Here is a 13,391-nt window from a genome sequence, read left to right as displayed (position 1 = left end):
TCGAGTTACTTACTTAATGACTACGATTTGCTTCCAACCCTGATGCGGATGTGAGACTAATCGTTTGAATATATTATCAAAAATAGAATCTTTGTAAATTGACCTGTTCAGTCGATAAAAATATTCATCTAAATATTTTTGGAGATGTTCCTTTTTGACGTGTGATTGAATCGTTCTTATTGCAGTTTTTACCTGATGAATAATAGTGTGCATTTCTTTGAAGTTTTTCCCAGGAACGCTTTTTTCTTGGACGATGTTATAGCTCTTTGCTATTATTTTGTAAGCTGTCCATTGGTCTGTTTTAATATTCGCATCTTTACTTATATGCTCGTCAAATAATGGTTTTATTGACTTTGCAGAATAATCATCAATAACATTTGCATAACCTCTTTTTATCTTTCCTTCATCTGTCAGCTCAACAGCACAAGCAACTTTTGCCTTTTTGCTATCGTAACTTCTACCTTGTTTTCCTGTTTCTTTTCCGCCAACTACAAATTCATCAACTTGTACATTTCCTGTCATTGGATACTGTTTTGAGGACTTCATCGCAAGTCTTACTTTTTGCATAAACAACCAAGAAGTCTTTTGAGTTATTCCATAGCGTTTTGCCGCTTGAGTTGAGGATATTGATTTGGTTGTACAAGTCATTTCAAAGGCAATACAAAATGCTTTTTGAATTCCAAATTTAACTCTATGAAAAAGAGTTCCTGCCGTTGCACTCTCTTTATATCTACATTTGGTACACTCTCTTTTATTGTGTTTTTCAAAATAAACATACTTCGTATTCTCGCAACGTTTACATCTATAGCCGTCTTTCCACTTCTCATTGGCTATAAATTCACGGCAACTTTGGTCGTCTGGGAATGTCTTTATGAACTCTAAAATATTCTCCCCCTGAAATATACTTTCCATATCCTTGTATTTACTATAAATATAAGTGTTTTTTAAGTAAGTAACTCTAAAGCTTTATTAATTCCCGAATCGTGTTCTGAAAAATCTACCTTATCTATGACAGTTCGTTTAGTCTTATTTCGATTGTCAAAACTTAGAGGCTCACTTTCAGTAAAAATTTTTAAGTTTTTCACTAAATAGTGATGCATATCATTATAAGTAATTCCGCCAAAAAGGTCTTGAGCATTCTCAATAATTTCAGAAGTGTAAACTGGAACTTTTACTACGTAAGATTTTTGTTTTTTACTCATAATATTGTTTTAATTACGATTTTTTTACGCTTGCAGGTAACTAGTATATAGGCCTCATAAAATCAAACACATCACACCAAAACCGGGTTGGCTTGTCTGACAAACGTTATCATTTTGCTTTTGCTAATCTATAATTAAATTATTACAAATAAAAATATTTTTAAGTTTACAATCTTACATGGTTTGTACCCTTGTTCCTTTTATGAAAATCTCCACAAGCTTTTTCATTTTCATAATAACACTGCTGAAGCGGATTATTAACCGTGCCCATTCCAATTAGAAACTCTAAATTATTATTCATTAATATAATTTTCTAATCTTCTTACTTTGTGCGCATACATTGTGTACAAAAAATGTAAATCCGAGTGATCGAATTTTATTCAACAAATCTTGCAAATCCATTTTTAATAGGATATAGTTGTTTATATTCTTTATTAATGATGCTTTCACCTTTTTCATTGATAAAAGTAAATTTTTCTTTATTTCCTAGTTTTACCAGCGCAATATTATTTCTGAAAGGAAATGCTTCTTTATAAATATTTGAAATAAAAAAAATTCCTTTTTTGTCAATGTATCCGAATCTTCCATCTTTTTTTGCAACTGCAATTCCGTTACTAAAATCGCCATGCCAGCAAAATTCTAAATCAGGTTGAATAACTATTTGATTTGAGGAATTAATATAACCAATTTTCTTACTATTTGTATCTTTACTAAAAAATGCTAAATCTTCATGAAAAGGATTCAAATGTTTATATTCAAAAGGAATGATTGTTAGATTATTTAGATCAATTGCTCCCCAAAAACCATCTTTTTCTGCAATTATTTTATTTTCTGAAATATTCTTAACTTGATCGTAGATTAAAGGAATGATAATTTTATTATCTTTATTTACATATCCTATTTTTCCATTTTTAACAACCTTCATCAAACCATTTTCAAAATAACCTGAAATTTCATCATAATCAGAAAAAACTAGAAGTTTGTTATTTTGTATGTCATATAAATTTTCAGGATAATCACTGGCTTTTACATTTGTCAAAAATTCTGTTAATCCAGTTGCAATTGATTTTAATTGTCCTTTTTTAAGCTTGTTTTTCTTATCATCACTTACCAAAACAAGATTACTTAATATCGGTTTATACGAAGTTTCAAATTTTTCTAAAAATTGCAGTTCATTACCATTTTTATCTATGTAAAACCATTTTTTACCTTTTTTTACTGACGCAAACCCATTATAAAATGGGAATGCATCGTCATAAATCAAAGGAACAATAATTTTTCCCTTTCTATTTATGAACCCATATTTTTCATTTTGTATCACTAAACCCAAATCGTCTTCATTCCAATAAGTAATTGAATAATCTGGAAAATATTTTGTTTTTCCATTTTTAAACAGTAACCCTGGAATAGAGTCTTTAACAACATTTGCATAATCTCCTTTAAAATCAGATGCATAATCAAATTCCGCAGTTTTAAAAACTTTCCCGTTTTTTGAAATGTAGCCAAATTTTCTATTTTTTTCTTTAGTGTCTTTTGTCATTAAGAAATTTATAAGATCAGAATAATATTCTGCAACACTCTCTACTGGATATGAATTTATTTTCAAAAATTCTCTTTGAAAAACATCTGACATGTCTTTGTTCTGAGCATTTATTGTTATACAAATCAAAAAAAATAATAGTGAAATTTTATTTTTCATATATTCAGTTTTATAAGGAATTTTGGTTACTATTCATGCTAAAGTTCAGGCGCTTGGCGAGGTTGGGTATTGATAAAGACTCATTTTTCGATTATAGGCAAGGTTTTGCATCTACAAAAACAACTTAAAATTAAGCCTAAACCCGCCATATTGCCAAACGCTGGTTTTACGGCCTTATTCTACGTTAATTGTTATTGGGAAAACAAATAAAGTTCGAACTAATTGATTATTCTTTTTAGCGGGTTTCCAATTTGGGCATAATTTAAAGACACGTAAAACTTCTTCGGCAGTTCCATAACCAATATCTTGTGTTATTTTCATATTAGTTAATGAACCATCTTTTTCTATTATAAATTCAATTATTGTTTTTCCTTTCAATCCCGATTTTTCTGGCGCGACAAAATTCTTTCCAACAAATTTATAAAACTTTTCCATTCCTCCTTCGAAGTCAGGTTTCTCATCAACTTCAGTAAATTTGTAAACAGTTTCATTGTCCATTAATTCTTGACAGTAACTATTTGCTGCAAAGGCTAACAAGACAATTAAAATATTTTTTTTCATATAGTTAATTTGGTTTTAAAGTCGTCTTTTATAATGACGCTCAAATTGTATATCCGTCTAACAAAATCAAACACATCACACCAAAACCGTGTTGACTTGTCTGACAAACGTTTTCATTTTGCTTTTGCTAATCTATGATTAAATTATTACAAAAAAAAAATTTTTTAAGTATATAATCTTACATGGTATGTGCCCATGTTTCTTTTACAAAAATCTCCACAAGCTCTTTCATTTTCATAATAATATGATAAACAATGTTTTCAACGTATTTGAGGTTTGGGATGCTCTCATCAATGAATATTACTTGGAAGTTTAAAATAAAAAGTACTACCCAGTCCTAATTCACTTTCAACTCCAATAATTCCGTTTTGTGCTTCAATAAATTCTTTGCTTATTGCTAAACCAAGGCCCGTTCCAGATTTTTGGCTACCTGGAACTTGGAAATATTTATCAAAAATTTTAGTTTTATAACGGGTATCAATTCCTTTTCCAGTATCAATAACTTGAAAAATAACTTGACTGTTTTCATTTTTAAGTTTTACAATTATGGTACTGTTTTCTGTTGAATAGGTAATTGCATTGGTTAAAAAATTAATCAAAACCCAAGCCGTTTTTTCACTATCCGCTTTTATATCTGGTAAATTTTGTTCCGTTTCGACAACTACTTCTATTTGCTTTTGTTCAGCTTGCACTTTTACAGCTTCGGTAGCATAGTTCATAATTTCATAGGGATTACTCTTTTCCATATTCAGCTTAATATTCCCGGTTTCTAACTGAGATAATTCTAATAGTTCCCCCGTAATTTTTAATAACCGCTGACTATCGTCTTTAATGCTTTCTATTAATTGCTTTTGATCTTCATTAATAGTGCCTGTTTCTGCTTTTTCAAGCAATTGTAAACTTAATTTGATGGATGAAATTGGGGTTTTCAATTCGTGCGAAACGGTAGCAATAAAATTGGTTTTAGCAAAATCCAGTTCTTTAAAAACAGTAATATTTCTTAAAATAATAACATTCCCAATGTCAATAATTTGATCTTCTCCTGTGGGTTTAATGGTAATGTTTATGGTTTCTTTTTCAAAATAACTTTCTTTACCATCAGCAAAAATTTTCATAGGAAGCGATTTCTGTTTTTCATCTGACAGATCTTTAATTACTAACGATTTCATCAAATCATTGGTCAGAGCAAGAGTTGTTACGAGTTTACCCATAACGTCTTCTGATTTTAAACCAATTATTTTCAAAGCCTCATCATTTGCAAATAAAATCAAACCTTGATTGTCTAACCCGATAATTGGGTCATGCATGTTGTTGATTAAAGTTTCTAGTCTTTTCTTTTCAAATGACAGTTTATACAAATTACTATTATTGTATTCCTGCAGTTTTTCGGCCATGGTATTGAATGATTTCGCTAAATCTCCAAATTCATTGTGGTTCATAAAATGCACTCGTTGCGAATAGTTTTTATTGGCTATTTGTTTGATACTGTCCGTGAGTTCTTTTATTGGATTAGCGATATTGTTGGGCAAATTCACTAATAAGTTGAACGCAATCAAAAAGCAAAGTGTTCCTGTTACTGCAATCCAAAAATTAGCGGTCTCTGCTGTGTGTTTTGCAATATCACTTTTTTCTTTTATCGCATTCATATTCAATTTCATAATCTTGAAAATGTCTTGACGAATTTGGCTTTTTAAGGTTTCATCAGTTCTATTTTCTTTCAACAAATCGAAATTTTTCTGCAAATTATAGGTCGCTTTGTATTCGCCAGCCTCCGTAATATTGGCAATTTGTTTGGTAATATTGGTTTCAAATATAGTAATTGCTTTTTCTTCATTCCCGTTAATTTCATCTAACGAAAGAAGCATGTTTCGCGAATATTCTAGCGTGTTATAATTGGCTTTCAGAATATTTTCGGTGTCTTTTTTTATCGAAAAAATATAAAATGCCGCTACTAATGAAAGGATGATTATCATTAGAAAAAGCAATCCAACACCCAGGTTTAATTTGGTTTTAATTTTCATTTTAAGATAGAATTATAAGATCAATATTAGAAGATGTTAAGTTGTTCAACAATTTATTAAAAACAGTTGTCGATAAAATTACTTTAAATAAACTCAAATGCGGTTTCCCGATGCAAACGGTCGTAATTTGTTTTTGAGCGACCACCTCTAAAATAGCATCTGTAATATGAGTATTCTGAACTTTAATTACTTCGGCACCAAGTTGTGTAGCCAATTTAAAATTATTTATCAGATGCCGCTGTTTGTCGAGCGCAATTTTGTCGCTGCTTTCTTTGGGCGTTTCTACATACAAAACACACCATTTGCTATTGTAGTAACTCGCTAATCGAGCTGTTTTTCTTATGATTGTCTTAGCGATTTTGTCGTTACTGCTGATACAAGCCAACAATTTTTCATGTTTTACTGCAAGGCTTTTGGGCACTTCACTTTCCACTTTCCGATTGACTTGACTCGCTACTTCCTTCAAGGCCAATTCCCGCAATTGTAAAATTTGATCGGATTTAAAAAAATTATTCAGCGCCGTAGGGATTTTATCTGCAGTATAGATTTTACCTTCTTTCAAACGGGCAATCAACTCATCTGAAGTCAAATCAATATTCACCACCTCATCCGCTAATTTTAAAACACTGTCTGGAATGCGTTCCTGAACATCAATATTTGTAATGTTTTTTACATCTGCATTTAAACTTTCCAAGTGCTGAATATTCACTGCCGAAATCACATTTATGCCTGCTTCTAAAATCTCCAAAACATCCTGCCACCTTTTTTCGTTTTTGCTTCCTTCAATATTTGTATGCGCTAATTCATCTACAATAACCACTTCTGGACGCAAATTGATAATGGCTTGTAAATCCATTTCTTCAAGCAGTTTCCCTTTATAAAAAAGGGTTCGCCTGGGAATGACCGGTAAACCCTCTAGTAGTTCGTGTGTTTCTTTCCGATTGTGCGTTTCTATAAACCCAATCTTTACATCAATGCCGTTTTTTAACAGCGTATGTGCTTCCTGTAACATCCTGAAAGTTTTGCCCACACCGGCACTCATACCGATGTAGACTTTAAACTTTCCTTTGCGTGATTTCTGAATTAAATCAAGAAAGTGCTTGACATTCTTTTCTTTTTCGTTGTCCAATTTGGTTTTAGGATTTTAAATTTTAGAAAAAAATTAAAAAGAAATAGCCAATGCTGTAGTTAAAAATACATTTTGATTGCTAGAATTAGTGTTTTTCAAAAAGATATCGTCTTTACTATTCAAAGTTCTTGCCTCTAATCTAAACATCACATTATCAGTAACTAAATAATCACAATTTGTAGAGAAACCGTATGTTTTAAATCCGTTAGGTGTTGCTGTTGCTATTATTACCCCTTTTTCATCCGCGTAATACTCCGCTCTTGCTGCTATTTGGATTTTAGTTGTTGGTTTGTATTGCGCTATTATAATCGGTGCAAACCAAATATCATATTGGTCACTTTCTGTTGCTTTTTGTTGCGCTCCAATATCAAAACCAGCTGTTACACTTGTTTTTTCAGATACTTTAAATTGTCCGTAAAAATTATTGAAATAACGCCATTTTTTTACATTATCAGGTTGTTCATTCCCCACATAAGTACTCCAGTTTAATGTGGTTTTGGCAGTAGGTTTATAAGTTACCTGTGTACCAAAAGACGGTGTTTGGTTGCCATCAATTTTCTGGATGCGTTGCCAACCGTTTAAATACATAGCAGCCAAATACCATTTTTCATTTTTTGAAGTATATCCAATTTTCACACCCGCTTCATAATACGGCGAATTATCAGCCAAAATACTTCTAGTCAAAGTGGCGCAATCTTTACCAATAGCGCTTTCAAAACCAATATGTGACGGCATAATTCCCGCATCAACCCATAGATTGTGTTTCGACGAAATTTTCACACCCACATTCGCTTCATACACATTTCTTAGTAAATCTTGTTCTGCTGCCAAATTGTATTGGGCATACGTTCCAGCCATTAAGGCAAAATTCCCGCGAACATTATCTTTAGCATAATTTACCTTCGCCAATCCTAAATTCAAATTGACCTCGTTATGCTTGTTATGACTGTAAATAAATCCGGGTCTGACATGATTGTCTGGTTCTCCAAAATCATAACTGTAGTACGATTCTACATAACCCGAAAACGTGAAAGGACTTTGTGTTTTTTCAGTTTCTTGTGCACTAACTGTTGTTATCTCAAAAGCTATTAAAGCTATAATTATTATATTTTTCATTTTTATTATTTTTAGAAGCTAATCCCGCTATCATTCCAATCTTTTGTCTCGCAAAAAAAACGAGACAAAAGGATTTTCCCTTCTATCGGTGCTAGGGCATCTCGTTTTTAAAGAACTTATTTTTTTTAATTTGCCATTCTCTTTTCTATTGAAATCATTCCTATTTCAATTCGTCCAAGGCCACATTCAACTCTAGAACATTTACGGTCGCAGTTCCTATTACTGCTGGTGTATTGATTTTAGCTTGCACCAAAGCTTGTACTTTTTCTTCTGATAGGTTTCTTTCTTTCGCCACCCGTTTTACCTGAATCAGCGCTGCTTGCGGTGAAATATTAGGGTCCAATCCGCTTCCCGAAGCTGTCACCATATCAGCAGGAATCTCTGATTTTTTCAAATAAGGATGCACTATTAAAAAGGTGTCGATTCTTTTTTGCACCAATGCTAAATAATCAGAATTACTCGGTCCTTTATTACTTCCCCCACTTCCTGCAGCGTTATAATCCACAGCTGAAGGTCTTCCCCAAAAGTAGTTGGATTTATCGAATTTTTGCCCAATTTTTTGATACCCTACCACTTTTCCGTTTACGGTAATTGTTTCTCCTTTTCCTTTATTGGGAGCCAATTGTGCTATTCCAAAAATTGCCATTGGGTAAATAACCGCTAACAATATCACCATAAATAAGGTGAATTTTAATATTGAAAATATATTTTTCATTTTTCTTTGTGTTAAATGTTAGATGTGAAATGTTAAATGTGAAAGGTTGGATGTGAAATGTGAAATGTTAGATGTTAGATGTTAGATGTAAAAAGAGGGATGTGAAAGGTTGGATGTGAAAGGTTGGATGTGAAAGGTTAGATATAAAATGTTTTCTGAGTTTTTTGATTTTAATATTTCACTTTTTACATTTCACAAATCACATTTTACTAATCACTTTTTACTGATTACTTTTTACTAATCACTTTTTACTAATCACTTTTTACAAATCACTTTTTACTGATTACTTTTTACTGATTACTTTTTACTAATCACTTTTTACTGATTACTTTTTACTAATCACTTTTCACAAATCACTTTTCACTAATTACATAAATAATGCTACAACCAAGTCAATTATTTTAATCCCAATAAATGGGATGATCAATCCACCAAGACCATAAATCAATAGGTTTCTCTTTAAAATAGCACTCGCCCCGATTGGTTTATAATCAACTCCTTTTAGCGCAAGCGGAATCAATATCGGAATGATAATCGCATTGAAAATCACAGCTGATAAAATCGCACTTTCTGGACTGTGTAATCCCATAATATTTAATCCTTCAAGAGCAGGAATTGCCGTGATGAAAAGCGCAGGAACAATAGCAAAATATTTAGCCACATCATTCGCAATCGAAAATGTTGTAAGCGTTCCTCTGGTCATCAATAATTGTTTTCCTATTTCTATGATTTCAATTAACTTGGTGGGATCATTGTCCAGATCAACCATGTTTCCGGCTTCTTTAGCTGCTTGTGTTCCGCTGTTCATAGCCACACCAACATTGGCTTGTGCCAAAGCAGGTGCATCATTGGTTCCATCACCCATCATCGCTACTAACTTGCCTTGTTCTTGTTCATTTTTGATGTAATTCATCTTATCCTCAGGTTTGGCTTCGGCAATAAAATCATCTACACCAGCCGCTTCGGCAATAAATTTGGCTGTCAACGGATTATCTCCGGTTACCATCACCGTTTTTACACCCATTTTTCTCAAACGTTCAAAACGTTCTTTCATTCCCGTTTTAATAATGTCCTGCAATTCAATAACCCCTTGGACTTGAGCATTTTTTACGACCACCAATGGCGTTCCACCTTTTGATGAGATAGCAATCACTGCTTGTGCAATATCCTCGGGGAAAATTGTTCCCGCTTTCAGTGCAATATTTTTTGCTGCATCCTGAGCACCTTTTCTAATATCTGTTCCGTCCTTTAAAACAACACCGCTGGTTCTGGTTTCAGCTGTAAACTTTATTGTTTGTGAGATCTGAGAAGTGAGTTGTGAAATGCTTTCCTTGATTTTTCCATTGACATCTAACATTTCACTTAATTCAAGTATACTTTTGCCTTCGGGCGTGTCATCAGCCAGTGAACTCAAAACTGCTGACTTTATAAAATCATCTTCCGAAATCCCCTTTGCAGGATAAAAACGAGTTGCTTTTCTGTTTCCAATAGTGATTGTTCCTGTTTTATCCAAAAGCAATACATCAATATCTCCTGCAGTTTCCACCGCTTTCCCTGATTTTGTAATTACATTGGCACGCAAAGCCCTATCCATACCTGCAATTCCAATGGCTGATAACAGACCTCCAATCGTTGTTGGAATCAAACATACAAATAGCGAAATGAAGGCAGCTATTGTTATCGGCGCATTCGCGTAATCAGCAAACGGTTTCAAGGTTACACAAACAATCACAAAGATTAATGTAAAGGCAGCCAACAAAATAGTTAACGCAATTTCATTAGGCGTTTTCTGGCGGCTTGCTCCTTCTACCAAAGCTATCATTTTATCCAAGAAACTTTCTCCTGGTTCGTTAGTTACGATAACTTTGATTTTGTCTGATAACACTTTAGTTCCGCCGGTAACTGATGATTTATCGCCACCTGCTTCCCGAATTACAGGAGCACTCTCTCCGGTAATGGCACTTTCATCTATAGTGGCCAATCCTTCGATAATTTCACCATCAGTTGCAATTAAATCACCAGCTTCACAAACAAAAACATCGCCTTTCTTTAATTGTGAAGATGTTAGATGTAAAAAGTCAGAAGCTTCAAGCTTGTGGAGAGAGACCTCAAACATCTCACCTTTTACTTTTTTCACAGATGTTTCTTCCCGTGTTTTTCGCAAACTATCCGCTTGTGCTTTTCCTCTTGCTTCGGCAATAGCCTCGGCAAAATTGGCAAACAAAAGCGTTGCTAACAAAATTAAAAATACTATGAAATTGTAAGTAAAACTGCCTTGGTCTTGTGCGCCAAATAAAATGGCAATACAAACAGCAAGCATAATGGCAGTTCCAATTTCAACGGTGAACATGACCGGATTCTTGAACATTATTTTCGGGTTTAGCTTTACAAAAGACTGAACTAGCGCCTCTTTTACTTGCTTACTTTCGAATAATGAATTGGATTTATTGTTATTCATTTTCTTAAGAATAAAATGTTAGATGTTAAATGTAAAATGTCTTGATTTAGGATATATTTGATGTAATTGATAATATGTAAAATATGAAACCACATAAAAATTTGAATTCTTGGATTAAAAGTTTTGAATTTGTGAAAGAAATTTATTTAGTCACCAACAATTTTCCACCTGAAGAAAAGTTTGGATTAACTTCCCAAATAAGACGAGCTGCTGTCTCAGTTCCAGTAAACATTGCCGAAGGTGCTAGAAAAGGAACAAAAGAGTTTATCCACTTCCTATATATTTCTTTAGGCTCATTATCTGAACTTGATACTTTAATTTTATTAACTAAAGAATTACACTTTATTAATGAAATAGAAAGTGAACAATTAATTGAAAAGTTAAATGTCATAGGAAAACTTATTTATGGATTAATTAAAAATCTTGAAAGTAGATTGTAAAGAGTGAGAAGTGAAATGTTAGAAGGAAAATGTTAGAAGCGATTTGTTAGAAGTGAAATGCTAGAAGTGAAATGTTTAATGAAAAAATAAGCTTATCCTATTGATGATTCTACATATTTCATATTATTAACTTTTTTGACTTCTCACTTTTTTCACTTTTCACTTTTTACTTTTTCACTTTTTACATTTTTCACTTTTTACATTTTTCACTTTTTACATCTTACTTTTTTAACCTCTCACTTTTTTCACAATTCACTTTTTTCACAATTCACTTCTTACATAGAAAAGTATTCCGCTAAAGGGCCAAGGGCTAATGCTGGGAAAAAAGACAAGGCTGCAATAATGGCGATTACGGCAAAAACCATAACTCCAAAAATGGTCGTGTCTGTTTTTAAAGTTCCAGCACTTTCAGGAATATATTTTTTATTTGCCAACAATCCTGCGATAGCTAAAGGCCCAATGATAGGAAGGAAACGACTCAGTAACAACACAATTCCTGTAGTGATATTCCAAAAAGGATTATTGTCGACCAAACCTTCAAATCCAGAACCGTTGTTGGCAGCGCTCGAAGTATATTCATACAGCATTTCCGAAAACCCGTGATGTCCAGGATTGTTCAACCAGCCAGTGGCATTACCGCTAAACCAGTAGCCCATTGCAGTATCATTTGCAGCAAAATAAGATGCCAAAGCCGTTCCTGACAATATCAATAAAGGGTGAAGAATGGCAATGAAAGCTGCAACTTTCACTTCTCGGGCTTCAATTTTCTTTCCTAAAAATTCTGGTGTTCGTCCCACCATTAATCCCGAAATAAAGACCGCTAGAATGATAAAAATATAGAAGTTCAAAAATCCTACCCCGCAACCACCATAAAAGGCATTCACCATCATCGCTAGTAATTGCATGGATCCAGAAACCGGCATCGAGCTGTCATGCATACTATTCACCGAGCCTGTAGAAATCACGGTGGTAGCAATGCTCCAAAATCCAGAAATAGCGGGTCCAAAACGAACTTCTTTGCCTTCCATGGCTCCTGCTGTTTGGGCAATTCCCATTTTTTCGATAGCTGGGTTTCCGTTGAGTTCACTGATAACGGTTGGAATAACTAAAAGTAAAAACCCAATAGTCATCACACCAAAAACTACGTAGGACAGCCTTCTTTTCTTTAGATAAAAACCCAAAGCAAAAATCATAGCAAACGGAATGATTAATTGTGCCCATAATTCAACTGCATTACTAAAATAAGTAGGATTTTCAAATGGATGCGCCGAATTGGCTCCAAAAAATCCCCCGCCATTGGTTCCGATATGTTTTATACCGATAAATGCTGCGGCTGGTCCTCGGGAAACTGCTACTGAATCACCTTGTAAAGTGGTAATTGTATCTTTTCCTTCAAAAGTCATTGGTGTTCCGTTAAATAACAAAGCGATGGCTACAAGAGCAGAAAGAGGCAGTAAAATTCTAGTACAGCTTTTGATAAAATAATTATAAAAATTGCCCAATTTATCTGTGGTTCTCTCTTTCATTGCGGTAAAAACCATTGCTGCGGCAGCCATCCCGACACCTGCAGAAACAAATTGGAGGAACATCAATACCATTTGTGACAAATAAGAAACGCCTGTTTCGCCAGAATAATGTTGTAAATTGCAATTTACCATAAACGAAATAGCGGTATTGAATGCCAAATCAGGAGTCATGTTTGGATTGTTATCCGGATTTAAAGGCATTGAACCTTGAAATAACAACACAAAAAAGCAAATAAAGAACCAAACCATATTCACGCTTAACAACGCTTTCAAATGTTGTTTCCAGTTCATTTCTTCGGTGGAATTGATACCACTTATTTTGAAAATAAATTTCTCAATTGGATTAAAAATCGGGTCAAGTATAGTTTTATCTCCCGTAAAAACTTTAGCGATATACCTTCCAATAGGAATAGCCAAAACTATAGAGACGATAAAAATACTGATGACACCAAATACTTCTGTATTCATAAGATGTAATTTGTTAATGGTGAAACATGAGTTGTGAAATGTAAGTTGTGATCCGT

The 13,391-nt window shown here is 33.5% G+C and carries 11 protein-coding genes; 1 reads left to right on the top strand and 10 read right to left on the bottom strand.

The genetic code is table 11. The annotated features are described in order from the left end of the window. Positions 1-9 precede the first annotated feature (9 nt). From FJV36_RS01335 to kdpB, 9 genes are all read right to left on the bottom strand, one after another. A complete protein-coding gene (locus FJV36_RS01335; protein WP_158728025.1) occupies positions 10-912 on the bottom strand; it encodes an IS1595 family transposase in 903 nt (300 codons plus the stop codon). Between the two features lie 32 nt (positions 913-944). Further along, positions 945-1,202, bottom strand: a complete 258-nt coding sequence (locus tag FJV36_RS01330) for a hypothetical protein (protein WP_158728314.1) — start codon at positions 1,200-1,202, stop codon at positions 945-947. Between the two features lie 376 nt (positions 1,203-1,578). Beyond that, positions 1,579-2,901, bottom strand: a complete 1,323-nt coding sequence (locus tag FJV36_RS01325) for a WG repeat-containing protein (RefSeq protein WP_158728315.1) — start codon at positions 2,899-2,901, stop codon at positions 1,579-1,581. 174 nt (positions 2,902-3,075) lie between these two features. Further along, positions 3,076-3,462 carry an energy transducer TonB gene (locus FJV36_RS01320; RefSeq protein ID WP_158728316.1) on the bottom strand — a complete coding sequence of 129 codons (387 nt, stop codon included), beginning with the start codon at positions 3,460-3,462 and terminating at the stop codon, positions 3,076-3,078. A gap of 290 nt (positions 3,463-3,752) precedes the next feature. After that, positions 3,753-5,483 carry an ATP-binding protein gene (locus tag FJV36_RS01315; protein WP_158728317.1) on the bottom strand — a complete coding sequence of 577 codons (1,731 nt, stop codon included), beginning with the start codon at positions 5,481-5,483 and terminating at the stop codon, positions 3,753-3,755. A gap of 1 nt (position 5,484) precedes the next feature. Continuing rightward, entirely contained in the window at positions 5,485-6,612 is a 1,128-nt protein-coding gene (locus FJV36_RS01310) for a sensor protein KdpD (protein ID WP_158728318.1), read from the bottom strand. Positions 6,613-6,645: 33 nt separating this feature from the next. Beyond that, entirely contained in the window at positions 6,646-7,728 is a 1,083-nt protein-coding gene (locus FJV36_RS01305; protein ID WP_158728319.1) for a porin, read from the bottom strand. Positions 7,729-7,888: 160 nt separating this feature from the next. Further along, positions 7,889-8,443 carry a K(+)-transporting ATPase subunit C gene (locus FJV36_RS01300; protein WP_158728320.1) on the bottom strand — a complete coding sequence of 185 codons (555 nt, stop codon included), beginning with the start codon at positions 8,441-8,443 and terminating at the stop codon, positions 7,889-7,891. 367 nt (positions 8,444-8,810) lie between these two features. After that, positions 8,811-10,901, bottom strand: coding sequence for a potassium-transporting ATPase subunit KdpB (gene kdpB / locus FJV36_RS01295; RefSeq protein ID WP_158728321.1), 2,091 nt, complete (start codon positions 10,899-10,901; stop codon positions 8,811-8,813). An 83-nt stretch (positions 10,902-10,984) separates the two neighbouring features. On the opposite strand from kdpB, the gene FJV36_RS01290 reads away from it, so the two are divergent. Further along, positions 10,985-11,341: a four helix bundle protein gene (locus FJV36_RS01290; protein WP_158728322.1), complete on the top strand. Its 357-nt coding sequence runs from the start codon at positions 10,985-10,987 to the stop codon at positions 11,339-11,341. A 275-nt stretch (positions 11,342-11,616) separates the two neighbouring features. On the opposite strand, the gene kdpA is transcribed toward FJV36_RS01290, so the two are convergent. Beyond that, positions 11,617-13,335, bottom strand: coding sequence for a potassium-transporting ATPase subunit KdpA (kdpA, locus tag FJV36_RS01285; protein ID WP_158728323.1), 1,719 nt, complete (start codon positions 13,333-13,335; stop codon positions 11,617-11,619). Between the last annotated feature and the right edge of the window lie 56 nt (positions 13,336-13,391).

It is taken from the genome of Flavobacterium sp. I-STPP5a (assembly GCF_009764685.1).
Taxonomy (GTDB): domain Bacteria; phylum Bacteroidota; class Bacteroidia; order Flavobacteriales; family Flavobacteriaceae; genus Flavobacterium.
This window is presented reverse-complemented; position numbering and strand designations above follow the sequence as displayed.